The sequence below is a fragment of the Vibrio pacinii DSM 19139 genome (genome assembly GCF_000711795.1).
In the GTDB taxonomy this organism is placed as follows: Bacteria; Pseudomonadota; Gammaproteobacteria; order Enterobacterales; family Vibrionaceae; genus Vibrio; species Vibrio pacinii.
The window spans coordinates 79,059-103,428 of record NZ_JONH01000005.1 but is presented as its reverse complement, the minus strand read 5'-3'; the positions used below and the strand labels follow the sequence as shown (position 1 = coordinate 103,428).

The window sequence follows — 24,370 nt, the reverse complement described above, 5'->3', positions numbered from 1 at the left end:
GCCTGCCGCAGTTTTGTGGCTCTAGTCAGTAAATCCAATGATGTCATAAAATCTAGAAGGAGATTGCACCATGATTGTATCTATGTTTGAACGTATTGTTTTAGGGATAGCTGGGGTGACCGCCTTCTTACAGCCGTCCAAGAGTCAGTGATGATAACCCCTATGTGGAGTCACTGTTCCGCACACTAAAGTATGTGCCGAGTTGGCCGTCAAACGGCTTTGACAGTCTTGAAGCAAGCCGTATATGGGTTGAGACCTTCGTTACTTGGTACAACACCGAACACAAGCATAGTCGCTTGAATTACGTGACCCCAGCAGAACGCCATAGCGGGCAGGATACAGCGGTATTAAGCCGTCGAGCAGAAGTGTTGAAGGAGCATAGAAAGCAGAAACCAGAACGCTGGTCACGGGATATTAGGAACTGTGAGCCGGTCGGAGAGGTTCAGCTGAATCCAGAAAAAGAAGCCGCTTAAGAATTACGCAAGTAGTGACAACTGTCTTGAAAAACGCCGGAAGCTTCTGACAGTACCTTGTGGATAGTCGCTGTGCTTAGGCGTACTTGGTGAAGCCGAATTAGTTCAGTTTGCAAGCGCCGCGCCCCTAGATTACGTTTCACACGCATCTCAATGATCAATACTCTTGTTTCATCCGTTATTTTGATATCGGGAGAAGAATAAGGCCGTCTGCTCTGGCTTTCCAGATCAGCGATTCCATCCTACTTGTATCGACTTGTTCACTTCCGCAACGTTGGTCTGGAAATACCACAACGTCGACATACGAGGCCTGCATCACCACATTCCTCATACATCTTTACCCACTGTAGTCTTTACTGAATTTCCCTGTCCATAGACATCCAGTATAGTTGAAAGGATGTCTATGAATCATACACATTATTCCTTTTCTTTGAAAAATGAACTAATCAATTTGCTTCTTCGTAGTCATCACCAGCCACCCTCGCCCATGCATCTACGACAAAGGAGCCTAGTTATCCTGTTGTGTTTGAGTTTTCTCTAAGCAGTTAAATCTATCTTTGTGTATTTGTCAAAAAAGCTTGACCTATGTGCTGCACACAGGTTCTACAATCCTCTTAAGGCCATAAGAACTGCACGTTGAGAAGTACAATACGAGTTGTTGCTAAAAGTTTTTTTGGCCATGATCATTTTCTTTATAGCTTTTTTGTTTGGTTGATTAGAAATCATATTCAAACATTGAGTTGTAATTGTCATTGGGAGATTAAAACATGCTGACATCTGAAATCGCCAAGGCGGCTGGCGTTACTGCTGAAACGGTTAGGTTTTATACCAGAAAGGGGCTGCTATCTGCGACAAAAGATCCAAACAATGGTTATAAGATCTATCCAAATAGTGCGTTGGACAGGTTGCGCTTCATTTCTCATGCACGAAACATCGGATTTAGCCTTGGTCAAATTGAAGAGATCATTGAGTATTCTCAGAAAGGTAAGACACCTTGTCCAACAGTACGACAGATGCTTTGCGAAAAAATCTCAGAGACCAAACAAAAAATCATCGAGTATCAGCAGCACCTTGAATTAATGGAAGAAACTTATGCTGAGTGGGAGCTCGAGCCCGACATGATTCCCGATGGTAAAGCGATATGCTGCCTGATCGAAGACTGGTCAGGAAAGCATTCTAAAACAGAGTCTCAGGAGATTCAAAATGAAGACTAGACAATTTTCTCTCGCACTAACTGGTGTTAATTGCAGTAGTTGTGTTGCCAAGATATATAATGCTTTAAGAGAGAGCGATCCTGATGTCTCAGTGACGATTAATGAAAGTAAAGACAAAGCTGTTTTAATTACCTCGTTGCAACCGGAGCAAGCGGTACCAGAGATTTCCAGCGTCGGATATTCTGCTGCTCTATTAGCAAAACATCGTTACGAAACGACATTATTTAACGTATCCTGCCAAAACTGCGTTAATAAAATAACGAACGCTATTAGAAGTATTGACTCCGATGCTGACGTGTCTATAGATATTGCTAATCAAGAGTTAGTGGTAAACAGTATTGCCACCAACTCAGAAATCGAAAACATTCTGCGCGACTTAGGATACGGTGACACAGAAGAAAGCGATAGTCCTTCTAATATCGCCAAATCACATGTTACTCATGCAACCAGCAAGAGCCAGGAGACCACAACTAAGCTAGCACTAGTGGGGGTCACGTGTGCCAGCTGTGTCAGCACTATTGAAAAGGCATTGATGACATTACCCGGGGTTAAAACCGTTAATATTAACTTTGCTAACCGCACCGCGGCGATAAAATCCTATGAATCAACTCCGTCTTTGATTCAAACCATACAGGCAGCAGGTTATGACGCAAGTGAAATCGTCGATGAAGACGCTGCGGCGGATGCAAAAACGGAGCGAGAGGCAAAAGAGTATCATTCAAAAATAAAGCAAAGCATTGTTGGGCTTGGACTAGGGATCCCTTTGATGGGTTATGGTCTCCTAGGTGGTCCAATGAACGTAAACACCACCTCAGAGCAATTCGTGTGGCTCGTTGTCGGCCTGTTAACTTTTTTTATTCTGCTATTAGCCGGAAAGCACTTCTTCACCGGTGCATGGAAGGCATTTATAAATCGCAATGCCAATATGGATACCCTTATCGCTCTTGGTACGGGTACGGCATGGCTCTACTCAATGGCTGTCGTAGTGGGACCACAATGGTTACCAGAGAGCGCCAGACACCTCTACTTTGAAGCAACCGCTATGATCATCGGCTTGATAAACCTGGGGCAAGCACTCGAGCTGAAAGCCAGAGGCAGAACATCGCAGGCTATAAAACGACTACTAGACTTAAGAGTGAAAACGGCCTTGGTTATTCGTAGCGGCCAAGAAGTTTCGCTTCCTGTTGAAGAAGTAGTTGCAGGCGATAAGATTCGCGTAAGAGCGGGAGAAAAAATTCCAGTTGATGGTGTACTCATCGAAGGTCATACAACTATTGATGAATCAATGTTGACCGGTGAGCCTATTCCAGTTGAAAAGAATCCCGAGAGTTTCGTGTCCGCAGGGACAATTAATGGTCAGGGTAGCTTTGTTTTTGAGGCCAAGAAGGTGGGAAGTGATACCATTTTGGCTCAAATTATCAATATGGTGTCCAATGCTCAGAACTCGAAACCACCTATAAGTCATTTAGCAGACAAGGTTTCGGCAGTTTTTGTTCCAGCAGTCATGATTGTATCCATCATAACAGCGTTAGCCTGGTATAACGTGGGGCCACAACCAACACTGGTTTATATGATCGTTGCATCAACATCGGTACTTATTATCGCTTGTCCCTGCGCTCTTGGGCTTGCCACTCCAATATCAACGATGATAGGCGTAGGGAAAGCAGCTGAGTTTGGAGGCTTAATTAGAAACGGGGAAGCCTTACAGCGGGCGAGTGAGCTGGATGTTGTAGTTCTCGATAAAACCGGCACCATCACACAAGGCAAGCCAGAGGTGACAAACTTCCTTCGATATTCAGAAGATAAAATCATACTACCGCTAGTTGAAGCGATTGAAAGAGGCTCTAACCATCCATTAGCTCAAGCGTTAACGAACTTTGCTAGAGAGCATAAAGAGCAAGTCACTGCGGATCCCACGGTTTCTGAATTCACATCTCTAACTGGAATGGGAGTGCAAGCTTCGTACGAAGGAAAAAGGTTACTTCTTGGCAACGAAAAGCTCATGAAGCAGTTTAACCTGGACACAAAGCGTATACGTGAGTTCGCAAAGCAATGGGAACAAGCTGCAAATACTGTTGTATATTTTGCTGTTGACGACCGTATTAAAGCGTTGTTCGGTATTAGCGATCCTATTCGGGAAGATGCACAAAAGGCAATTGACCGTTTTCATAGGCAAGGGATCCATGTCGTTATGCTTACCGGTGACAATAAAAATACTGCAAAAGCTGTTGCAGATCTGGCAAACATCGATGAGTTTTATGCAGAGCTAATGCCTGAAGACAAACTATCCTGGATTAAAGCGTTGCAAGCTGAAGGGAAAGTTGTAGGTATGGTGGGTGATGGCATTAATGACGCCCCGGCACTTGCCCAATCCGACGTTGGATTTGCGATAGGTAGTGGTACTGATGTTGCAATTGAAAGTGCCGATATAACCTTAATGCGTAGCTCTTTACATGGTATTTCTGATGTTATTGCGATTAGCAGTGCAACGATGCAAAACATTAAGCAGAATCTATGGGGGGCATTTATCTACAATACACTGGGTATTCCGGTTGCTGCTGGATTATTGTTTCCGTTTACCGGGTGGCTTCTTAGTCCAATCCTTGCTGGGGCGGCAATGTCTCTATCATCTATCACCGTTGTAACAAATGCTAACCGTTTGCGTTTGTATGCACCTAATCGTCCCGGCTCAAACAAATAGGAGGCTGAAATGTGGATTAATATGATGGGTATCGTAGCGATTGCTTTAATAGTCTGGTGGTTCTGGGTAAAAAAATAGAGCTACTTTAAGTCCTACTAACTAATACATTAAGCCAAGATGTAAACATCTTGGCTAGTACTTTGACACCTAAAAGACAGAATAAACCTGGTTAATAATATGAATACACACTCTAAATTTATTAAAGTAACACACGCAATATCAGCAATACTTATATTTCTACTGATAGCCAGTGGATTTTACATGCAAGGCATAGATAATATTGACAACATGATTGCTATGTATGATTGGCATAAGTCCTTGGGGGTGCTACTAATAATAATAACTTTAATAAGGCTCATGTTTGTTTTTAGGTCAGCCAAACCAACGGATGCCACTGAACATGGGCGAGTTGAAGTTTTAATCGCAACTATCACAAAGGTTACTTTTTATTTCTTGTTATTATCACTTCCATTGTCAGGATGGGTTATGACGAATGCCGCTGGATTTGATGTATCCTTTTTTGGCCTATTTGATTTGCCAAAATTATTTGTAGATAACGAGTTAACCATGCAGTTGGCAAGCAAAACACATAGCATACTGGTTAACGCAATTACTATATTATTGATTTTGCATATTTTAGCTGCAGCTAAACATCACTTTATGGACAGAGATAATACATTAAGAAATATGTTTTTAGTAAATGCAGGCAACGCTTTTTATTACTTAATACTTTCAAGTGCAATTATGCTTTTATTGACATTTTCTTGGCACATACTCACTAAAAAAGAAGTTAACCATCAAACACATGAAAGCGCGCACGAACAAGCTCACAGCCAGGAACATGGCATGGGCGATAAACCGCATGATAGCTTAACTCATTGATATAACCACTTGAAGCAGATAGATGCGAAGCAGCGTTGTTGATCAATTCAGCCTAGGAAGCGGTTGAACCCGCTGCAAATCCATCAAGATCCTAAGCAATGACTCATGACAAACACAACACATTGAAAAATTGAGCAAAAAATCTGCTTACAGAGCTTATTAACTTTCAACAACATAACTCCGATCTTCTCGATAAGTGCGCAACGCTACACACCTAATCACGATGCTATCTGAACATACAGGTAGCGTCACTTCACTATACCTCATACGTACCAGTAACGTTCTAGGCCGACAAAATTCGTCACCTGTTAACGGCAAACACATCTTGTAGCGAACAACCTCGCATATCCCTTCAGATATATGTTATCTACAAAAACGCAAATAACAGGCAATAGCGGCTTGTAGGTATCAACCCTGCAAGCCGCATTGTTGTGCTAGTCGATGTCGTTTCTCGCAGCATCTACCGCTAACATATCCGCTCTCTCATTTCCTTCAATGCCAGAGTGCGCTTTGACTTTAAGTACCTCGACATACTTTCTAGAGCGCAGTTCATCGACTTGCTTCCAAAGCTGACGATTCTTAACTGGCTTTTTGTTCGCTTTACGCCAACCTCGGTCTTTCCAATCGTCCATCCAAATGTTGAAACCTTTTACACAGTAATCACTATCTGAGTAAATCACGTCCCCATCTTCGGCGTACTCTAACCCTTCGATAAAGGCCATTAACTCCAGCTCCGCACAATCCGTCTCTCTGTCAATAGTGAGACTCTCTTCATGCACTATCTCATTGTCTTCATCCATCACCACCAGCCCGATGCCACCTCGCATACAGACGTGTTGATTGTTTGGGGCTGCGCCGTCTACGTAAATTGAATAACTCATTTTCTATCTCTCTCTAATTGAAAAAGGGCGCATGACTTTGCCTAGCCAGCGCCCTGTTGATGTTTGTGTTACTGAAAAGATTCTTGGTTGTCTCGCAGTGCTAGACGCTGCTCCATCCATTCTTCGATTTCACTTTCTCGCCATCCCACTGCTCTTCCTCCCAATGGAATGGTTTTTGGAAAAACTTCATCGGCCATGAACTTGTAGATAGTGGAACGGCCTAGCCCAGTTAGTGACATCACGTCTTGGATTCGTAGAAATCTCATTGTCATTGGGAATTATCTCCTGTGCTGTATATACCCATGACATAAGCCGCCACTGTAAAAAAACGCAGTCGGTCTACTCCAAGCTAGAGCCAAAGCTATAACGATACTCTTCCCATGCTTCAGCAAGACTGCTCATGCGGTGGAAGACAGTGTTCTTTATGTTGGTGTCTTTGCTACGACAACGAGTCCCCACCCCATAATTGCCTCGGTCATTGAAAAACACCAATGAGCGCGCTTTGCCGCTGTAGTGCTTTTCTATCGCTTCTTGCCAAGCCTCTTTAAGGTGCCCAACCAATTCATTGCGTTTTTCCCAGCAAATCGCGGGGCCAAAATGCTGGTTATAGTCACTAAACAGCATCACGCGATAGTTGTGGGACGGCACCTTGTCTTCGCGCTTACGCCATACATAAAACAGAGAATCCGTATCAAGCTTTTCTTTAAGTAGCTTAAAGTAATCGTTGAGGATACTCAGGTCGGTATCTTGATGGTCTTCTGGCAAAAACAAGTCCAAACGTGTAGCGAGAGCGATGTCAAACTGACTGAGTGCCTGTTCAAAGGCATCGACCATTGAGGTCAGTGCTGACTCGTATAACCCCTTGTCGCTGTAATACAGCGGGTAATCTTCAAAAGTTCTATCAAGGGTAATGTTGGGGAGGTAAGTTCTATTCGACATGAGTAATACCTTTTCGTGTGTGAATGACATAGGTATTGCTCACGTTGTATTTTTTAAGGTGAGTCGTGACTGCAACCAAAGCTCTTGTTGCGGTTATCGTCGCTTTTGGGGACGGGCTTCGCAAGACGACTGATTCGATAGAAGAACTCGTTTAACTGCAACGGGAACGATTCTGTATCGGAGAATAGTTCAAAGCCCTCATTGGTAGGGGAATACGCTAATCCAGAGCATGGTTGGCTGTAACTAGCTTCAACCACCCTATCCCATGTCTTCCTCACTTTTTTGTAGAGAAAACGTCCCCAACCCTCTCGACCAGTGCCTAAGTTTTGAAAGAGATCCCTATCAAAGAGCAAGATGAGATGATGGTGGTGATCGCTGGTGGACACACTCGCCTCCGTCCAGATATAGCGAATGACTGTTTGTGGGTTTTGATAAGTTCTGCCCGTGTATTTGTCCTTACAGAGCTCGTTAGTCTCCGATTCTAGAATACGAAAGAAATGGGCAAACACCGCTAGATAACCTCCCTCGAAGTCACTCGGTAGGTTTAGGTTGATGTGAGCAGCAAAGATTCTTGGGTATTGGTTTAGTGCATCATTCAGCACTCGGTCTATCTCCTCTAGGTATTCGAGGACGAGACCATCTTCAAAGTAGTAGAGAGGTTTCCCATTAAAGGTTCTGTCATGAGTGATGGTGTGGTGGTTAAGAGCATCTGAACGACTATGAGTTACGTTGAGTTGATGAATCATGATTGGTTCCTGTGGTTTGTTGTGATTCCCACAGGAACTGTAACTACCGTAATTTTTAAGCTACTTACGGCTATGGCCGAAATTGCGTCTACCGCTACCAAAGTGCTTCGTACGCTCTTTTGCTAGATAGCTAATGTGTTTGAAGAACTCGTCAAACGCATCATCGAAGTCTTCTGATTTACTGTTCAAGCGGTGAATGACCACACTGTCGCTATTCTTTCTCTTTGAAAAATGAACCAGTCCATTGGCTTCTTCATAGTCGACACCAACTACCCTCGCCCATGCCTCGACGATAAAAGAGCCTAAGTTCTCCTGCTGTGTTTGAGTTTTCCCTAACCAGTTAAATCTATCTTTGTTGAACATGAGTACTAGGTGGTAGTGGTCGTTTATCGAGCTAGCACGCTCTCTAACCCAAACAATCCGTACTTTGCAGGGATGCACTCGCCCCCCTTCTCTTTTCTTTCGCCTTCCCGAATGTTCAATCTGCGACTGTAGTGAGCGTAAAAAGTCAGTCATTACATTACCGCATGTTTCATTTTTCCTTAGCTTAGGAAACCTCAAATCGACACGAACAGCCATTAGCCGAGGATACTCGTCTAATGCCCGATCAATCGTATTGTGCATTTTTTCTAAGTAGTCGATATAAAGTGGACCGTGCTCGGTCTGGATAGGTCTACCCAGAAAGGTTTTCTTGGTGGTCAGTTTGAGGTTTTTGTTTTTTCTAGAACGTACATTCATCCCTATCTACTCCTGTGTTTAGGTTCATAGATAGGTCTGTGTCGTTATTTTTAATTGTGTACTGTGAGTCACTAGGGGTGACTCAGTAGAGGGTAATATGCCGATGTAATGGGTGAATTGGTATGATAGATACGACAGATACGTCAGTAATAGTTAATAATACTAACCAGACAGACAATGCAAAAAACCTTTACGTATACATTTCCTGCCCGTATGGAGGAACAAATGCTAGTCAACCATCAACGCCTAGGCACTAAACTGAAGAAAATCGATGTCCGAACCACACTCTCGAATTTAAGTAAGTTACAAGTTAAATGACAAAGCATCGGACTCAGTAATGAAGAGAGAGTTCGATAACACACTGCGTCACCAAGTCGATGATGGACGTTTTCATTCAAGAAACTGCCACATTGCTGTGCTATTGCTCTGCCGTATTCTGATCTTTTACACATGCGTAGCAGGTCTTGTTATTCAAGCTATTGCCCCAATTTTTCTCTTTGCATTTGATATTCGCAGGCATTTAGAGATTTGAAGAATCGAGTAATGACTTGCGAACCTGCATCATCGAAATCTTCTGGTAAGTGTAGGTCTATCGGAAACACGGATAGCCTAGAGTGATACTTCAAAGCTTTCTCTATCAATTGAGAAATCTTGTAGAGGTGAAACTTACGGTAGAATGAATCGTTGCTTTCATTTCGTTAGTTGAGGTGGATCGTAGTTGTTGAGTATGTACTGATGATCACGGTGTTGTTCTCCCTACTCGTGTATATCTCATACATACAGGGAGTAACGTAAATTTTAGTAGTTATGTATATTACCTATACCAATAAGTTAAAAATAACTTCCACACCAAGAACATTGCATAAACTCTGTTTTACATGTCAATAATAGTGTCAAAATTAACTTGCACGCTATATTTCATTCTCCACATATGACTTTCATCATAAATCACAAACTTGAAACTAAAATATTGATATCACATCAAACCTTAACCATGGTAATATAATAATTAATCCAATAGGTAAATATTCAAGTCAACAAAATTAGCGTTTGAACGACGAATCTTACCAGTTGCGTTTTAAAAAAAACATTGACTAATTTTAAAAACACAGAAACCCCAAAAACCAACATAAAAACCACAGAACCACACCAAAAAAACAACAAATTCCCGCTGTAAATCTGTTAAAAAACCTATATATTTTTTACAACATTCCCACAAAAATCTTACGTAAGGATTCAGGATGAGTTCATATCGCTATTTAGAATTAATAAAAAAATCAACTGAAAATGAATTAAAACGATATATTAGAATCATTGAAACAGAACTTGGATTTAGCGAAACAATTACTAATCTTAATAATCACAAGAAAGCTAATCTTGAATTAACATTAAGTGAGTTACTTAGTAATAAATTAAGAATTGCGAGAGAAAACCTAGATAGCGGACACTTATCTGAGAGGGAAGAATATAAACTAGGCGATTGTATTGATGAGCTTTTTGCTCAATCAAGAGAGATTAGTTATGAATTTAGCAATCACATCGGATGGCTAGATAGAGAGCCAAGGGCCCTTTACTTTTTTGTTGTTATCATTCGTGCCATAGTTGACACAGGCAACACAGAGCTTAGCTACCCTGTAACTGAGTTTTCTTTCGAAGACAAATCACAAAGTTTTTCAGCAGTAAAATACTTACTTAAAGACACCTACTACCTAGAGCCGCTAACCAAAATCTGCCCAAACAAAAACCTCTCGACCTACGAGAATCTTGTTAGTGCACTTGAAGTCATCATCACCTCAAGATCACCAAGGGAACAGAAAAGCACATACCGCTTACTTGAGGATGTAGAAAACCTATATGAGACTGTTTTCGTTAACAGAAATGCAGATAGAAAAGCCTTTAAAACAGATGACGCTGAGTTAATCAATTGGTATTACAGATATTTAACAGGAAAATACTCATACACCGGGTTATCCATAACAGAGGATATCGATAAGCAAAAGCAAACAATCATGTGTATTTTCGATGTACTTTGTGCGACGAACGATCCAGACACGTTTAAACAGTTAGAAAACAAATTGGTTGAGAAATTCAATAGAAGTAAGAGGGACAAAGCAAAAGGTAAAGCACCAAAGACGACTAAAGAAGAAAAAAACCTAACATTCAGCGAGTCGGACTGGACGAAACTCATCGATCTCACCGGTAGCAACGCAAAAAACAAGATTAAGGCAAAATTGAAAGAGTTGATCGACAGAGAATTAGCCGATCAAAAGGATGCTAAAGAGGGTGACGTACTTCAAGAGACTAACGACAATCTTCAAGCAACTCAAACTCACCAAGAACAGCAAGAACAGCAAGAACAGCAAGATGATCGTTTAAGTCGTTTTTTATCTAAAGAAAGAAAATATGCTGATCTGTTGTAGTCAATGAAGCGACAGAACAACATAGTTACGCTTTCATCCAAAACAGTGGAGCTATTAGGTTCAGGCTAATTGCAATGTGATCTAACCCAGATTTTTCGTAAATCACTCTGATTTTGAAAGAACGATGCTGTTGGTTTCGCCACGATGTACCACCAAATGTACCAATAAACAAATATAAAAACAGTAATTTACTTATTTAACAACAGGTTAAAATGTAAAATTGAGTCTGCGAGGGCCACCAAATTTAAAAAGGCGCAGCAGGTTAACTCCTACTGCGCCTTTTTAGCTTTCATCGCCCTATTTTATCTTTATCCCTAACAAGACATAAAAACGTTCACGCTCGTGATTCGTTACTCAAAACAGATGCTAGAAGTTCTTACTTTTCTTTATCAAATCATATGCATTTTGAATTTCTTGTGCTTTCTCTTTCGCGACGTTCATCATCTCTGGAGGCAGACCTTTGGCCATCAGTTTATCAGGGTGGTGTTCATTCATAAGCTTGCGATAAGCACGCTTAATCGTTTTTGCATCCGCACTACTATCAATGCCAAGTGATTTATAAGCATTACTCAACTGGTCAGCACTCGTCGCCTGTTGCCAACCACCATTCGACTGATGAGACTGGCCTTGCCCCGATCCAGAAAAACCGCCCTGTTGGAAACGAAATGCGGCTTCTTGCATGCGCAAACGCTGCTCTAACTGATCAGATGAAAATCCCAGTCCGCGTGCAATCTTATGCAGTACATTGCGTTCGCTCGGATGCAGCTCACCATCAGCAAAAGCGGCTGATATCTGTAGTTCTAAGAAAAACTGGATTAAGTCAAAACGACCACTTGACGAAATGCGTACTCGCTCCAACACGGTTTCCAATGGAAAACCAGACTCTTTCCCTTCACGAAAAGCCTCTTGAGCGGAACGACGCTGTTCACCATGCAGGTTCATTCGATCCATCATCATGGTTGCAAGCTGAATCTCTTCACGAGTCACTTGGCCTTTGGCTTTAGCCACATGCCCCATCACCGCAAACGCTGCTTTAAAGAACTCTTCCTGACGCTCGGTTTGGCTCGGGCCACCACCAAATCCAGAATTAAAACCCGCTTGACGCAAGCGACGTGCTTTATCGAATTGATGACCAATAAACAGGCCGAATAATGCACCCAACGGCCCACCCAATAGTAAGCCAAAAAATGCGCCAAGAATTTTGCCAAAAATATGCATTATGTGCTCTCAATCTATGAATTTTTACATCGTAACGCGGTCTGATAGTGCTGTTAGCTACAAATTACTTTATGATAAGGACCGTTTTATTTTCATTCGGTCACCTATTCACCGGATATATCAAGTTCAACAGGATAGTAAAACTCGATGTCACTTTTTCCTCGCACCTTGTTAGCCGCTTCGATCAGTGCTGCATTTTTAGTGTCTCAGACTCAAGCTGAAACTATGTTAGATGATAGTGTGCAGGAACTGCCCGCTATAGATCAATGTTTGATCAACGAACCTGAGCCAGAAAACCCAAATCAACTTCCAGTCAATGTCGAAGCGGACAGTCTAGAGGCGATTAATGGAGATAAGGCAACCTACCGCGGTAATGTTGTGGTGGTGCAAGGTAAAAAACGCATGCAAGCGGATTACGTGACCATGCATCAACAAGAAAACATTGTTGTCGCTGAAGGTAATGTGGTGTTCAGCGATGGTGAAGTCAAGACCATTTCTGACAAAGCGACCAACAACCTTAATACCGAAGAAGTAACACTTGAGAATACCAACTATCAATTTTTGTGCGAGCCTGGACGCGGTCAAGCCGTCTATGTCGCGAAAACGGGCAAAGCCGTTTATGAAATTGAAGATGGTACAATTACCTCGTGTCCTGAAGGTGACAAGTCATGGCGTATGCGCGCTTCCAGTATCGATATCGATCAGAATGAAGAAGAAGCGACGTTCTACAACCCACGCTTTGAAATTGCCAATGTCCCGATATTCTATTTGCCGTTTTTAACCGTTCCAATTGGCGACACTCGTAAAACGGGCTTCCTATACCCAACCGTCTCTTACGGCTCCAGTGATGGTTTCGAAATGGAAGTGCCGGTTTATTGGAACTTGGCACCCAACTACGATTTAGAAACCACCTTCAAATATATGCAAGAGCGCGGAACCCAGTTAAATAGTGAATTTCGCTATCTGTCTGATTTGGGTTACGGCAACATAAAATCCGAATACTTACAGGACGATAAGAAGTACCCAGAACTCGGCGATCGTTGGGGTTTTCAATGGCAACACTCGGGGATATTTCAACAAAACTGGAAATTTGAAGCCGATTATTCCAAAGTCAGTGATATCCGCTATTTCTCAGATGTCGACTCAAGTATTGGTAATCGTGAAGATGGTCAACTGGTGCAAGAAATGCAAGCGACCTACCGCTCTGCGAACTGGGATGCTTCGATTCTTGCTCGTGACTTTCAAGTACTGACAAGCAGTAATAACTTACCTTACCGTTTACTGCCTCAGCTTGAGTACAATTACTACGCACCAGAGCTAATGCGCTATCTTGACTTTGATATGGTCAGTCATATCTCACGCTTTGATACTGACGCTAAAGGCAAGCCCTCTGCGACTCGGGTACATATCGAGCCAGGATTGACGGTTCCTGTTGGCACCACTTGGGGCACATGGACCACAGAAGCACGTTTACTAGGTACCTATTATCAACAGGAACTAGATGGCGTTGATACTTCTTCAAGGCAGGTTGCTGACTCTTCCGGCACTCTTATCGATAACCCATACTATGGTCTGAAAGAGAATGTCTCACGCGTCATTCCAGAGTTTCGTTCGCATGCGGGGATTGTATTAGAACGCGATACTGTGGTGTTTGATAACTATACCCAAACCCTAGAGCCTCAAGTTCAGTATCTGTATGTACCGAAACAAAACCAAAGCAATATTGCCAAATACGATACCACCTTGCTGCAGACCGATTACTACGGTTTATTCCGCAGTCGTAAATACAGTGGCGTCGATGAAATTGCCGCAGCCAACCAATTTAGCTACGGGGCATCAACGCGCTTCTTTGATGACGGATTTAAAGAGCGCCTAAACATTTCGTTTGGCCAGATTATCTACTTAGATGTGACAGAGCGTATTGACTCACAGAGCGACTCTCCTTCCAATTACTCGGCGTGGGCGGTAGAGGTTGACTTTAACTACGATGACTACCTGTTTTACCACGGCGGTATCCAATACGACATTGATAGCAATGAAGTCCAATTGGGTAATAGCACCTTAGAGTACCGCTTCAATGGTGGTTATGTGCAAGGTAACTACCGCTATGTCACTAAAGAGTACATCGATAATACGGTCGACTTTAATATCGACAGTATTACACCAGAAGGGATTTCGCAGGCTGGTCTTTTGGCGGGCTACCAGATATCAAGAAACTGGAATGCGAGCGCACAGTATTTCTATGACCTGACCACAGATGAAGCCCTTGAATGGCTAGCCCGTCTCAACTACACCTCTGATTGTTGGTATATCGGTTTTACTTACAGCAATCAGCTCCAGAGTTGGAATGGTGACTACATTAATACCACCACAGCAACACCACAGTATGAGAATAACTTTAGCCTTAACTTCGGTATTATTGGCTTTGGTACTCAGATTGGCGCTGGTTCTGGCTTAGCAGGATTAGATGGTGCCGGGAACTCTTTAGGTTACGGCCGACCTTTCTTCTTAAACAACTAATGACGATACTTGCTGTCTATATCAGCAGGTAAGATAGATTTATAGGATTCTCAATGAGATTTTGGAAACAGACTTTAGTGGCTTTATTTGCGCTCAGTGGCCTCACCACTGCCTACGCTGAACCCGTAGCGCTAGATAAGATCGCAGTGATCGTCAATGACGGTGTGGTTTTACAAAGCGACATCAATGCATCGATTCAGACCCTTAAGGCCAACTCGAAAAAGAACGGACAAGCTTTGCCTGAGCAAGAAATACTCCGTGAGCAGGTCATGGAAAAACTGATTGTCGATACCATCCAGCAACAGGAAGCCGAGCGTATTGGCGTGCGAATTGATGACAATCGTCTCAATGATGCGATAAACGAAATCGCCACCAATAATCAGCAAACCGTTAAGCAATTAAGCGCTTCAATTGAGCAAGAAGGGCTGAGCTACGCTGAGTTTCGTGAACAAATTCGTAAAGAGATCGCGGCGAGTGAAGCACGCAATGCCTTAGTCAGACAGCGCATTAATATTTTACCTGCCGAAGTTGATAACTTAGCCAACTTATTGGCTCAAGAAACCAACGCTACGGTGCAATACAAGATTGGCCATATCCAATTACGTGTTAATGATGGTGACAATAAAGAAACGATCCAAGCTCAAGCACAAGAGCTAGTTAGCAAACTCAATGATGGTGCAGACTTTAGCACTATGGCCTATACCTACTCGAAAGGTCCCAAAGCGCTCCAAGGTGGTGATTGGGGTTGGATGCGAAAAGAAGAGATGCCGACCATCTTTGCAGATCAAATCAAACTACAAAATAAAGGCAGCATCATTGGTCCATTTCGCAGCGGCGTTGGCTTCCACATTCTAAAAATTGAAGATGCTAAAGGGCTAGAAACTGTCGCGGTGACTGAGATCAATGCACGACATATACTGATCAAGCCTACGGTTATTCTCAGTGACGACGGCGTCAAAAAAGAACTCAACGAGATCATTGCGCGCATTAGCGCAGGCGAAACAACCTTCGCTGAAATGGCGCAACAATACAGCCAAGATCCTGGCTCTGCTGCGCAAGACGGTGAACTCGGTTACCAAACCTCCGATCTGTACGTGCCTGAATTTAAGCATCAGGTTGATACCTTACCCGTCGGGCAAATCAGCGAACCATTTAAAACAGTCCATGGCTGGCACATTGTTGAAGTACTCGATCGCCGAGAAGTCGATAGAACCGATTCCGCCATGAAAAACAAAGCCTATCGCATTTTGTTTAACCGTAAGTTTAACGAAGAAGCGAGTGCTTGGTTGCAAGAAATGCGTGCCAGCGCCTTCGTTGAAGTTGTGAGTGATGAAGATGAGCGTTAAACGTATTATCGTCACCGCAGGTGAGCCCGCAGGTATTGGTCCAGATCTCGTCCTCGCGCTTTCAAAAGAAAATTGGACACATCAAATCGTTGTCTGTGCCGATAAAAACTTGCTTGCCCAACGCGCCCAACAATTGGGTATTGACGTCGAACTGCTTGATTACCAAGCCGATAGCGCAATTACGCCGCAAAAAGCGGGATCACTGGTTGTTGATCATGTTGCGCTAACCTCTGCCGTCACTGCTGGCGAGTTGGATGAAACCAACGGTCACTACGTATTAAAATCCCTAGAAAGAGCCGCTTTAGGCTGTATGAATGGTGAATTTGATGCTATTGTCACCGGCCCTGTGCATAAAGGGGTGATTAACCGTGCAGGGGTTGCCTTTAGTGGCCACACGGAATTTTTTGCTGAAAAGTCCAATACCCCACTTGTGGTAATGATGCTAGCAACAGAAGGGCTACGCGTCGCTTTGGTGACCACTCATATTCCGCTGGCTTATGTATCCAAAGCGGTGACGGCGGAAAGACTTGAAAAAGTCATCGACATTCTCCATCAAGACTTAGTCGATAAGTTTGCAATTCCATCACCAAGAATTTATGTGTGTGGGTTAAATCCGCATGCAGGTGAAGATGGCTGCTTAGGCAAGGAAGAGATAGAAACCATCACACCAACGCTGGAAAAAATAAGTCAGCAAAAGGGCTATAATTTAATTGGCCCACTTCCTGCCGACACCATCTTCAACGAAAAATATCTTGAAGAGGCAGACGCTGTACTCGGGATGTACCACGATCAAGTACTTCCTGTATTAAAATATAAAGGTTTTGGGCGCTCTGTGAATATCACTTTGGGTCTACCATTTATTAGGACCTCCGTTGATCACGGCACCGCACTCGACCTTGCAGGGACTGGCAATGCGGATACAGGAAGCTTCAGAACGGCTCTAGCTCATGCGATTGAGCTGGTCGATAAGAAAACCAATTAACTTGAGAGTATTATGAGAAACGATGTCCACTTAGGGCACAAGGCGAGAAAACGCTTTGGTCAAAACTTCCTGAATGATCCTTATATCATTGATGGTATTGTCTCTGCAATTAACCCAAGACCTGGTCAAAACTTAGTTGAGATTGGCCCGGGCCTTGGCGCCATTACCGAACCTGTCGGTAAAGAAGTCGATAAATTTACTGTTATCGAGCTTGACCGTGATCTTGCTGAACGCTTGCGTAATCATCCAGATTTAGGCAACAAGCTAACGATTCACGAAGGCGATGCCATGCTCTTCGACTTTACTCAATTGGTTCAACCAAACAACAAGCTGCGTATTTTCGGTAACTTGCCGTACAATATTTCTACCCCTCTAATGTTCCACCTTTTTGAATTTCATAAAGACATTCAAGATATGCACTTTATGTTGCAAAAAGAGGTGGTCAACCGTTTAGCCGCAGGACCGGGAACAAAAGCGTATGGCCGTTTAACGGTTATGGCGCAATATTTCTGTAAAGTCGTGCCAGTGCTTGAAGTGCCACCAACCGCCTTTATACCACCACCAAAAGTTGACTCTGCGGTGGTACGTCTTGTGCCTTATGAAGTACTTCCACACCCAGTCACTAACTTCAAGTGCCTCGATCGTGTCTGTCGTGAAGGCTTTAACCAACGCCGTAAAACGATCCGCAACTGTTACAAAGGCTTAATTGCCGCTGAGACACTGGAAGAGTTAGGTATCGATCCTGGAATGCGTCCTGAAAACCTGACACTACAACAGTTTGTCGCCATGGCGAACTGGTTAGACGCCAATCAATAAAGAGAGAGGTGATAGGTCGATGGCTTATCACCTTTTTTGACTTTTCATAGGAGTTTACATGACAACTACCCCTTGCATAAAAGTCCAAGTACACAGTAAATACATCCCTGAACAATCTCACCCTGACGCTAAACGCTACGTTTTTGCTTACATCATCACGATAAAAAACCTCAGTCAACAAACCGTGCAACTGCTTAGTCGCCGCTGGTTAATTACCGATGCCAACGGCAAACAAATGACCGTTGAAGGTGAAGGGGTTGTCGGCCAACAGCCTCACATTGACGCTGGAGACGAATACACTTACAACAGCGGTACCGTGATTGAAACTCCTGTCGGCGTAATGCAAGGTCAATACATTCTGCAAGACAGTGAAGGTAATGAGTTCATCGCTGAGATCGATCCCTTTAGACTCGCCATTCCCAATATTCTTAATTAGGTACACGCCGTGGCAACATATATTGTAGGCGACCTACAAGGTTGTCTGGACGAACTGCTCTTACTGCTGGATAAAGTCAAATTCAAGCCCAAAAAAGATACCCTTTGGGTTGCAGGGGATTTGGTCGCCAGAGGACCAAAGTCACTCGACGTACTGCGTTACCTCAAGTCGCTCGGAAAAAGTGTCAAAATAGTCTTGGGTAACCATGATCTTCATTTGCTCGCGGTCTCTTTAGGCTTGTTTAAAGCCAAAGACAAAGATCGAACTGCAGCAATTTTGTCAGCTCCGGACAAAAAAGAGCTGCTTAAATGGCTACGTAAACAACCACTACTTGCAGAGCATGAGCAGTTTGTGATGTGTCATGCAGGGATTTCTCCGCAGTGGTCATTAGACCAAGCACGTTCGGCCGCCAAAGAAGTTGAAGCAATACTGCATGGTAAAGAGTGGCGTTGGCTAATTGAAAACATGTACGCCAACCAACCTGATCGTTGGCATGATAAGCTCAAAGGCATTGAACGCTATCGCTATATCATTAATGCTTTTACCAGAATGCGCTTTTGCGCCGCCGATGGCCGCTTAGATATGGCGTGTAAACTACCGCCAAATAAAGTCAAAGATGAAGGCTTACAACCTTGGTTTGAAGTGGAGCAACGCATACCGCTGACCAAAACCGTCATTTTTGGTCACTGGGCGGCGCTCGAAGGTTATCAAAATAACGATGTGATTGGACTAGATACGGGGTGTGTTTGGGGTGGCAGTCTGACGATGCTACGTTGGGACGACAAAACTTTTTTCACTCAACCCGCGCTGGTATAGCAGCGATAGGTGAGAGTCGTATCAGGGTTGGCGGTAGTACGCCAACCCTTTTTCACATCACCAAGAAATCCAAATCCGTGACAACGAGTGAGTGCTAAAGCGTGTCTATTCTCTCTAAAACAACAAAGCGCATATTGAACGCGTTTTTTTGATCAGCCGTATAGTGTTCACAATAAGTCTCTGTAAACTCATCGCCCCACTCAGGGAATTGTGTATCACCCTCAATTTGAGCATCGATATAAGTCACATACAGCTTACTCGCTTGTTCTAAACAGGCTTGATAGATGGCGCCACCACCGATGATCATTACTTCTTCAACGTCACCGGCTGCCAGTAATGCTTGCTCAATCGACGTGACGGTGGTGACGCCATCAATTTCAAGCGTCGCATCTCGGCTAATGACAATATTCTGGCGTCCTGGTAATGGACGACCAATCGACTGGTACGTTTTCCGCCCCATCACCACAGGTTTGCCCATCGTACAGCGTTTAAACCATGCGAAATCTGCCGGCAAATGCCATGGCATCTGATTGTCTTTGCCAATAACACGATCTTGTGCCATAGCGGCGATCATACTGATGATCATCTCTTTACTCCTAAGGGCTTAAACTATCGGTTTACGGCGATAGAATAACAATCCCGGCATTGCTAAGCCAACCGCAAGCCCTGCAATAATAAACATCGCCTTCAAAAAGTTTTCCATCAGCATCGCCACCAACTCTGGGCTGTATCCAACATGATTTAGCTCTACTAAGGCAATCATCGCTTTGTAAGCAAATACCCCAGGAATCATGGGAATTAAAGAAGCGACAGTAAATACTTTAGGGTGTGCCAGAAAACGGCGAGATAAATGTACACCAGCCATACTCACAATGATGGCTGCGAATAAAGTCGCCCACTCGATCGGGATACCAAAATGCATCATAAGATAGCGTGAACCATGCCCCAATGCTCCGCCAAATGCACAGTACAGTAAAGCCTTTTGCGGCACATTAAAAACCAGTGCAAAACCAACCGCAGGAATCGCAGCAAAGAACATGTCGTGGATTAAACCTAGGAAAAGATCGAAAAAACTCATATTACCCACTCCCACACGTCCGCTAGGTTCATTGCTGCAACAATTCCCAAGCTCGTCGCAAACACCAATAAGCTCGCCATAACAAAGCGAGATATTCCGATGTTCACATAGCCTTTTAACATATCCGCAGCAGCGTTAATCAATGGAAAGCCAGGAACCAATAGCAGGACGGAAGAGGCCATCACTAAAGAGGGAGAATTACCAATACCATACTTGACGGCTTGCGATGCCACTAACGTAGCGACAAAAGCCGTAACCGTGAAATTAAACAAAGGGTTAAAATGACGATGCGCGATTTCTTGTCGGACCACCATCGCAATAGCAGAGGCAACAAAGGTCATCACAAAAATCATCCAGTCTCCACCAGCAAGCCGGCTGAATGATGCACAGGACAAGCCAATCATAACCACGACAAGCCAACGGTTATAGCGTTCAGGACTGATGGTGTTTAGTCTTCGCTGCGCCATTTCGTAATCGATAATTCCGCGCTCTAATAGAATGCAAGTCCGTTGAACTTGGGTCACCACTCGCATATTAATGCCCTTATCCGAGCAACGCCGAGTGGTTGTGATGCAAAAACCGTTGGCGACTGTCGTCACGACCAATGAACTGGCCGAGAGCGAGACCTCAACTTCGTCCATATCCGCTGCAATACCAAAACGGTGCATTAGCTCCCCTACCAAAGTACTCTCAGCACCATGAGCTAGTAACATTTGTCCCGCTTGAGCAATTAAGCGCGAGACTGCTCGTTGTTTTGATTCCATTCTAATCTGAGCCATTTTGAAAAGTAATTTACTAGTTTATGTGTTTTTAAATCTAGGATGAATAGAAATCTCAGCGTCTATTGATTAAACGCAAATAGTGTACAGACTCATTTTATACTCTGGCTTTGGGAGAGGTTGAGTGAATAAATCAGCAAACGGCGCAAGTTAATTAAATCTTCCATCAATTTGCAGTTAAGCCATATGTAACTATAAACACTCATTTGCTCACCGGGAATATTCGGTAAATGCTCAGTTAGTTGCGCCAGCATCTCGCTGATATTATCTGTTGGTGGCAACTCATGTTCAGCCCCTTTCGTCATTAAATTTGCTAACGATTCAAGCTCTTGTTCAATACTTTGCTGACAATCCGCTAAGGTGTCGGAGTACAGCATATTCAAATGAGTACTTCGGTCACTCCAATAAGAACGGTGCAAAAGTTCAATCGAATAGAGTGTGTTTCTTAGCTCTGCGACCACACTGGTAATCAAGGCGCTACTCAGTTTCGATTCTTTTATCGATGGCGCACTAAGCTTATCCATACGAGCAAGCTCACCAATCACCCGCCGCTGCTGCTTAGAAATATCTGGCTGTTCAACCAAGTTGGGAGAGCATGAGATTCGGTACATCTTTGCCATCTGGTTTAACGTATTGCCCACAGTCATACGCCAATGAATAAAGGCACGTTGTGGATAAATTAAACAAAAGAGAACGGCTAAAATACAACCGACGGTGACATCTAGGCCTCGCCACAGTGCAATAAACACATCATGTTTGCCGCCACCTATCGTCACAGAAAGGGTTATGCCAATCAAAAGTCCGACATAAGGGCGTTTTCCGAGAGCAAAATATGCACTGAGAAACATAATAAGCGAGCACCATAGGTACATGGCAACCTGAGAATACTGACCGATAAAAATCGCAGCAATACCCGATAGAGCCCCGATCAAGGTTCCCATCGTGCGGTGCCAAGCACGAGGTAGTACATTACCTAAATAAGAGATAGGCGCCATCACTACCACTAGGGTAATTAAGATCCATGTACTTTCTGGCAGTTGTAGATAGTTGGTGAAGGCTAGAGTTATAACAAAAGCGAGTGCAATTCTAATTCCATGAACGATTCGATAATTCTGAAATATCAACGTATCAACACGTGATATGGTTCGACTCAAATTCATCTGCCACTTCGCCTTAGCAATAAAACCATTTAATCATTAATAGGGGTCTATGGTTTAACATTGACACAAAAAAGCCGCAATTGATATTGCGGCTATGGATATTATTGTCGATTATTCACGAACGTAGATAACGTGCCCGTCATCTTCTTCATCATCCCAATCGTCGTCGTCATCTTCGTCTTCAGTGATCACGTCTTTACCAGCGATAGCGTCTTTATGGTAGTCATCCCACATAAAGTCGACTTTATCTTCTTCGCTGATCTCTTCAGTTTCGCGCGGAAGACTTTCCATAAAGTCAGCCAGTTTATAACAAAGCTCTTTAGTGCCCTGTTTATTGACCGCTGAGATTTTATAGTATTCGTCTTCCCAACCTAACGCGTCCAGAACCCCTTGAATCACTTCATTGACTTCTTCTTCTGGCATCAAGTCCACTTTGTTGAAAATCAACCAACGCGGCTTTTGTGCCAGTTTTTCACTGTATTGCTCCAACTCATCAATGATCGTCAGCGCATTTTCAATCGGATCCGATTGATCAACTGGCATAATATCGATCATATGCAGCAATACACGACAACGCTCTAAGTGCTTGAGGAAACGAATTCCCAAACCGGCACCATCCGCTGCACCTTCAATCAGTCCAGGAATATCAGCGACGACAAAGCTTTTCTCTGGAACCACACTCACGACACCCAAGCTTGGAATCAGTGTGGTAAATGGGTAATCAGCCACTTTAGGCTTGGCAGCTGACACTGAACGAATGAAGGTCGATTTACCCGCATTTGGTAAACCTAACATACCGACATCGGCCAGCAGCAGTAACTCTAAACGAATTTCACGAACTTCACCTTTGGTGCCTAAGGTTTTTTGACGAGGGGCCCGGTTCACTGACGATTTAAAACGCGTGTTACCTAAACCGTGCCACCCGCCTTTTGCCACCATGATTTTTTTGCCGTGCTCGGCAACTTCCGCCACAATTTCATTGGTGTGAATATCTACCGCACGAGTACCAACCGGCACGCGTAGTACTTTGTCTTTACCACGCTTACCAGTACAGTTACCACCGCGACCATTCTCACCACGTTCCGCTTCATAGAAGCGCTGAAAACGATAATCAATCAGGGTGTTTAGGTTTTCGTCAGCTTGGATATAAATATCACCGCCATCGCCACCATCACCACCATCGGGGCCACCTTTCGCAACGAATTTCTCACGCCAGAAACTCACTACACCGTTACCGCCATCACCGGCTTGAACTTTAACTACCGCTTCATCAACGAATTTCATCTCTTACTCCGCCCTATTGCTACTTCAGTAGCTGCGTTGCAAATATCATCTCAAGCTCCACCAATGGTGAAGTGAATGATATAAATTCTAGCAGATTCCGCTTTCAGATCGATCACCTTGATCTTCGATCGTTCTACTACTTAGGAATATATAATGAGGGACTTTTTTCAAAGTGCCTTAGTATCTATTCCAGCATTACTAAATAAAAAACCCCGCCGAATCGGCAGGGCTTTTGAATTCAGCTTGAAAGCTATTTAGTCACTCAGCAAATTGCTTGAATTACTCAGCTTCGATGCTAACGAATTTACGGTTTTTAGGACCTTTCACTTCAAATTTCACTTTACCTTCAGTAAGAGCGAAAAGAGTGTGGTCTTTACCGATACCAACGTTAGTACCAGCGTGGAACTTGGTACCACGTTGACGAACAATGATGTTGCCTGCAAGAACAGACTCACCACCGAAACGCTTAACACCTAGACGTTTGCTTTCTGAATCGCGGCCGTTACGAGTAGAACCACCAGCTTTTTTGTGTGCCATTGTTAAACTCTCCTAATCGATTAAGCGTTGATACCAGTGATTTTCACTTCCGTGAACCACTGACGGTGACCTTGTTGCTTACGAGAGTGCTTACGACGACGGAACTTAACGATTTTAACTTTATCGCCACGACCGTGTTGTACTACTTCAGCAACTATTTTACCGCCCTCTACTAGAGGAGCACCCACTTTAATTTCTTCACCGTTAGCAACAAGAAGAACTTTATCAAATTCAACAGTTGCGCCAGTTTCAACGTCTAATTTCTCTAAACGAAGAGTTTGACCTTCGCTTACACGGTGTTGTTTACCACCAGATTGGAAAACAGCGTACATATCTTACTCCGCTTTTTCCGCACAGCCGTATGCTTTCTAAGCACTAAGGGTGTGCGCTAAACTAATCATCAA

Annotated in this window: 24 protein-coding genes and 2 pseudogenes; 11 read left to right on the top strand and 15 right to left on the bottom strand. The window is 43.6% G+C overall.

Annotation, left to right across the window (positions count from 1 at the left end):
* Positions 1 to 125 precede the first annotated feature (125 nt).
* Positions 126 to 473, top strand: a pseudogene (locus BS19_RS19750) (integrase core domain-containing protein); the annotation flags it as partial.
* Positions 474 to 511: 38 nt separating this feature from the next.
* On the opposite strand, the pseudogene BS19_RS19745 reads toward BS19_RS19750, so the two are convergent.
* Positions 512 to 808, bottom strand: a pseudogene (locus BS19_RS19745) (helix-turn-helix domain-containing protein); the annotation flags it as partial.
* Positions 809 to 1,240: 432 nt separating this feature from the next.
* Between BS19_RS19745 and BS19_RS04855 the strand changes: the two are divergent.
* From BS19_RS04855 to BS19_RS04845, 3 genes are all read left to right on the top strand, one after another.
* Entirely contained in the window at positions 1,241 to 1,687 is a 447-nt protein-coding gene (locus BS19_RS04855; RefSeq protein ID WP_038173723.1) for a MerR family transcriptional regulator, read from the top strand.
* Positions 1,677 to 4,388 (top strand): heavy metal translocating P-type ATPase, encoded by a 2,712-nt coding sequence (locus BS19_RS04850; protein ID WP_038173722.1) that lies wholly within the window; start codon positions 1,677 to 1,679, stop codon positions 4,386 to 4,388. Before BS19_RS04855 ends, BS19_RS04850 begins: the two co-directional genes overlap by 11 nt.
* Before the next feature lie 177 nt (positions 4,389 to 4,565).
* Positions 4,566 to 5,270: a cytochrome b gene (locus BS19_RS04845; RefSeq protein WP_038173721.1), complete on the top strand. Its 705-nt coding sequence runs from the start codon at positions 4,566 to 4,568 to the stop codon at positions 5,268 to 5,270.
* Positions 5,271 to 5,704: 434 nt separating this feature from the next.
* On the opposite strand, the gene BS19_RS04840 is transcribed toward BS19_RS04845, so the two are convergent.
* The 6 genes from BS19_RS04840 to BS19_RS20540 form a co-directional block, all read right to left on the bottom strand.
* On the bottom strand, positions 5,705 to 6,151 hold the full coding sequence (locus tag BS19_RS04840; protein ID WP_038173719.1) for a ribonuclease HI: 447 nt from the start codon (positions 6,149 to 6,151) through the stop codon (positions 5,705 to 5,707).
* A gap of 68 nt (positions 6,152 to 6,219) precedes the next feature.
* Positions 6,220 to 6,417 (bottom strand): helix-turn-helix transcriptional regulator, encoded by a 198-nt coding sequence (locus BS19_RS04835; RefSeq protein ID WP_038173971.1) that lies wholly within the window; start codon positions 6,415 to 6,417, stop codon positions 6,220 to 6,222.
* 73 nt (positions 6,418 to 6,490) lie between these two features.
* Positions 6,491 to 7,090 (bottom strand): inovirus Gp2 family protein, encoded by a 600-nt coding sequence (locus BS19_RS04830; RefSeq protein ID WP_038173718.1) that lies wholly within the window; start codon positions 7,088 to 7,090, stop codon positions 6,491 to 6,493.
* 53 nt (positions 7,091 to 7,143) lie between these two features.
* A complete protein-coding gene (locus BS19_RS04825) occupies positions 7,144 to 7,836 on the bottom strand; it encodes an inovirus Gp2 family protein (protein WP_038173717.1) in 693 nt (230 codons plus the stop codon).
* 60 nt (positions 7,837 to 7,896) lie between these two features.
* On the bottom strand, positions 7,897 to 8,574 hold the full coding sequence (locus tag BS19_RS04820; protein WP_038173715.1) for an inovirus Gp2 family protein: 678 nt from the start codon (positions 8,572 to 8,574) through the stop codon (positions 7,897 to 7,899).
* Positions 8,575 to 9,050: 476 nt separating this feature from the next.
* Positions 9,051 to 9,176 (bottom strand): inovirus Gp2 family protein, encoded by a 126-nt coding sequence (locus BS19_RS20540; protein ID WP_245609254.1) that lies wholly within the window; start codon positions 9,174 to 9,176, stop codon positions 9,051 to 9,053.
* A 639-nt stretch (positions 9,177 to 9,815) separates the two neighbouring features.
* Between BS19_RS20540 and BS19_RS04815 the strand changes: the two genes are divergently transcribed.
* Complete coding sequence (locus BS19_RS04815; protein WP_038173714.1) at positions 9,816 to 10,994, top strand: hypothetical protein; 1,179 nt, start codon at positions 9,816 to 9,818, stop codon at positions 10,992 to 10,994.
* A 366-nt stretch (positions 10,995 to 11,360) separates the two neighbouring features.
* Here BS19_RS04815 and djlA read toward each other — a convergent pair whose 3' ends face one another.
* Positions 11,361 to 12,212, bottom strand: coding sequence for a co-chaperone DjlA (djlA, locus tag BS19_RS04810; RefSeq protein ID WP_038173712.1), 852 nt, complete (start codon positions 12,210 to 12,212; stop codon positions 11,361 to 11,363).
* 147 nt (positions 12,213 to 12,359) lie between these two features.
* Here djlA and lptD point away from each other — a divergent pair, with 147 nt between their 5' ends.
* Genes lptD through apaH form a run of 6 tightly spaced genes read left to right on the top strand, consistent with a single transcriptional unit; the run spans position 12,360 to position 19,128 of the window.
* Positions 12,360 to 14,732 carry an LPS assembly protein LptD gene (gene lptD, locus BS19_RS04805; RefSeq protein ID WP_038173711.1) on the top strand — a complete coding sequence of 791 codons (2,373 nt, stop codon included), beginning with the start codon at positions 12,360 to 12,362 and terminating at the stop codon, positions 14,730 to 14,732.
* 53 nt (positions 14,733 to 14,785) lie between these two features.
* Complete coding sequence (gene surA / locus BS19_RS04800) at positions 14,786 to 16,078, top strand: peptidylprolyl isomerase SurA (RefSeq protein WP_038173709.1); 1,293 nt, start codon at positions 14,786 to 14,788, stop codon at positions 16,076 to 16,078.
* On the top strand, positions 16,068 to 17,060 hold the full coding sequence (gene pdxA / locus BS19_RS04795) for a 4-hydroxythreonine-4-phosphate dehydrogenase PdxA (RefSeq protein ID WP_038173708.1): 993 nt from the start codon (positions 16,068 to 16,070) through the stop codon (positions 17,058 to 17,060). The genes surA and pdxA overlap by 11 nt, the downstream gene beginning before the upstream one ends.
* A 12-nt stretch (positions 17,061 to 17,072) precedes the next feature.
* Positions 17,073 to 17,876, top strand: a complete 804-nt coding sequence (gene rsmA / locus BS19_RS04790) for a 16S rRNA (adenine(1518)-N(6)/adenine(1519)-N(6))-dimethyltransferase RsmA (protein WP_038173706.1) — start codon at positions 17,073 to 17,075, stop codon at positions 17,874 to 17,876.
* Positions 17,877 to 17,934: 58 nt separating this feature from the next.
* Positions 17,935 to 18,312 carry a Co2+/Mg2+ efflux protein ApaG gene (gene apaG, locus BS19_RS04785; protein ID WP_038173705.1) on the top strand — a complete coding sequence of 126 codons (378 nt, stop codon included), beginning with the start codon at positions 17,935 to 17,937 and terminating at the stop codon, positions 18,310 to 18,312.
* 9 nt (positions 18,313 to 18,321) lie between these two features.
* On the top strand, positions 18,322 to 19,128 hold the full coding sequence (gene apaH / locus BS19_RS04780; RefSeq protein ID WP_038173704.1) for a bis(5'-nucleosyl)-tetraphosphatase (symmetrical) ApaH: 807 nt from the start codon (positions 18,322 to 18,324) through the stop codon (positions 19,126 to 19,128).
* 94 nt (positions 19,129 to 19,222) lie between these two features.
* Here the strand turns inward: apaH and folA are convergent, their stop codons facing one another.
* From folA to rplU, 7 genes are all read right to left on the bottom strand, one after another.
* On the bottom strand, positions 19,223 to 19,714 hold the full coding sequence (gene folA, locus BS19_RS04775) for a type 3 dihydrofolate reductase (protein WP_038173702.1): 492 nt from the start codon (positions 19,712 to 19,714) through the stop codon (positions 19,223 to 19,225).
* Between the two features lie 18 nt (positions 19,715 to 19,732).
* Positions 19,733 to 20,206 carry a threonine/serine exporter family protein gene (locus BS19_RS04770; RefSeq protein ID WP_038173701.1) on the bottom strand — a complete coding sequence of 158 codons (474 nt, stop codon included), beginning with the start codon at positions 20,204 to 20,206 and terminating at the stop codon, positions 19,733 to 19,735.
* A complete protein-coding gene (locus BS19_RS04765; protein WP_038173700.1) occupies positions 20,203 to 20,970 on the bottom strand; it encodes a threonine/serine exporter family protein in 768 nt (255 codons plus the stop codon). The genes BS19_RS04770 and BS19_RS04765 overlap by 4 nt, the downstream gene beginning before the upstream one ends.
* Before the next feature lie 107 nt (positions 20,971 to 21,077).
* Complete coding sequence (locus BS19_RS04760) at positions 21,078 to 22,145, bottom strand: FUSC family protein (RefSeq protein ID WP_038173699.1); 1,068 nt, start codon at positions 22,143 to 22,145, stop codon at positions 21,078 to 21,080.
* Positions 22,146 to 22,256: 111 nt separating this feature from the next.
* Positions 22,257 to 23,429 (bottom strand): Obg family GTPase CgtA, encoded by a 1,173-nt coding sequence (gene cgtA, locus BS19_RS04755; RefSeq protein ID WP_038173698.1) that lies wholly within the window; start codon positions 23,427 to 23,429, stop codon positions 22,257 to 22,259.
* A 279-nt stretch (positions 23,430 to 23,708) separates the two neighbouring features.
* Positions 23,709 to 23,966 (bottom strand): 50S ribosomal protein L27, encoded by a 258-nt coding sequence (gene rpmA / locus BS19_RS04750; protein ID WP_004409945.1) that lies wholly within the window; start codon positions 23,964 to 23,966, stop codon positions 23,709 to 23,711.
* A gap of 20 nt (positions 23,967 to 23,986) precedes the next feature.
* The gene (gene rplU, locus BS19_RS04745; protein WP_038173696.1) at positions 23,987 to 24,298 is read right to left on the bottom strand and encodes a 50S ribosomal protein L21; all 312 of its coding nucleotides are present in this window, start codon (positions 24,296 to 24,298) and stop codon (positions 23,987 to 23,989) included.
* Between the last annotated feature and the right edge of the window lie 72 nt (positions 24,299 to 24,370).

What these genes read in the sequence shown, in the direction of transcription:
- BS19_RS04765 (WP_038173700.1), bottom strand. Translation starts at nt 20,970, where the DNA reads ATGGAATCAAAACAACGAGCAGTCTCGCGCTTAATTGCTCAAGCGGGA.
- surA (WP_038173709.1), top strand. Translation starts at nt 14,786, where the DNA reads ATGAGATTTTGGAAACAGACTTTAGTGGCTTTATTTGCGCTCAGTGGC.
- BS19_RS04840 (WP_038173719.1), bottom strand. Translation starts at nt 6,151, where the DNA reads ATGAGTTATTCAATTTACGTAGACGGCGCAGCCCCAAACAATCAACAC.
- BS19_RS04760 (WP_038173699.1), bottom strand. Translation starts at nt 22,145, where the DNA reads ATGAATTTGAGTCGAACCATATCACGTGTTGATACGTTGATATTTCAG.
- folA (WP_038173702.1), bottom strand. Translation starts at nt 19,714, where the DNA reads ATGATCATCAGTATGATCGCCGCTATGGCACAAGATCGTGTTATTGGC.
- BS19_RS04835 (WP_038173971.1), bottom strand. Translation starts at nt 6,417, where the DNA reads ATGAGATTTCTACGAATCCAAGACGTGATGTCACTAACTGGGCTAGGC.
- djlA (WP_038173712.1), bottom strand. Translation starts at nt 12,212, where the DNA reads ATGCATATTTTTGGCAAAATTCTTGGCGCATTTTTTGGCTTACTATTG.
- BS19_RS04850 (WP_038173722.1), top strand. Translation starts at nt 1,677, where the DNA reads ATGAAGACTAGACAATTTTCTCTCGCACTAACTGGTGTTAATTGCAGT.
- lptD (WP_038173711.1), top strand. Translation starts at nt 12,360, where the DNA reads ATGTCACTTTTTCCTCGCACCTTGTTAGCCGCTTCGATCAGTGCTGCA.
- rplU (WP_038173696.1), bottom strand. Translation starts at nt 24,298, where the DNA reads ATGTACGCTGTTTTCCAATCTGGTGGTAAACAACACCGTGTAAGCGAA.
- apaG (WP_038173705.1), top strand. Translation starts at nt 17,935, where the DNA reads ATGACAACTACCCCTTGCATAAAAGTCCAAGTACACAGTAAATACATC.
- BS19_RS04770 (WP_038173701.1), bottom strand. Translation starts at nt 20,206, where the DNA reads ATGAGTTTTTTCGATCTTTTCCTAGGTTTAATCCACGACATGTTCTTT.
- cgtA (WP_038173698.1), bottom strand. Translation starts at nt 23,429, where the DNA reads ATGAAATTCGTTGATGAAGCGGTAGTTAAAGTTCAAGCCGGTGATGGC.
- BS19_RS04825 (WP_038173717.1), bottom strand. Translation starts at nt 7,836, where the DNA reads ATGATTCATCAACTCAACGTAACTCATAGTCGTTCAGATGCTCTTAAC.
- BS19_RS04815 (WP_038173714.1), top strand. Translation starts at nt 9,816, where the DNA reads ATGAGTTCATATCGCTATTTAGAATTAATAAAAAAATCAACTGAAAAT.
- rpmA (WP_004409945.1), bottom strand. Translation starts at nt 23,966, where the DNA reads ATGGCACACAAAAAAGCTGGTGGTTCTACTCGTAACGGCCGCGATTCA.
- BS19_RS04845 (WP_038173721.1), top strand. Translation starts at nt 4,566, where the DNA reads ATGAATACACACTCTAAATTTATTAAAGTAACACACGCAATATCAGCA.
- BS19_RS04820 (WP_038173715.1), bottom strand. Translation starts at nt 8,574, where the DNA reads ATGAATGTACGTTCTAGAAAAAACAAAAACCTCAAACTGACCACCAAG.
- BS19_RS04855 (WP_038173723.1), top strand. Translation starts at nt 1,241, where the DNA reads ATGCTGACATCTGAAATCGCCAAGGCGGCTGGCGTTACTGCTGAAACG.
- rsmA (WP_038173706.1), top strand. Translation starts at nt 17,073, where the DNA reads ATGAGAAACGATGTCCACTTAGGGCACAAGGCGAGAAAACGCTTTGGT.
- BS19_RS04830 (WP_038173718.1), bottom strand. Translation starts at nt 7,090, where the DNA reads ATGTCGAATAGAACTTACCTCCCCAACATTACCCTTGATAGAACTTTT.
- pdxA (WP_038173708.1), top strand. Translation starts at nt 16,068, where the DNA reads ATGAGCGTTAAACGTATTATCGTCACCGCAGGTGAGCCCGCAGGTATT.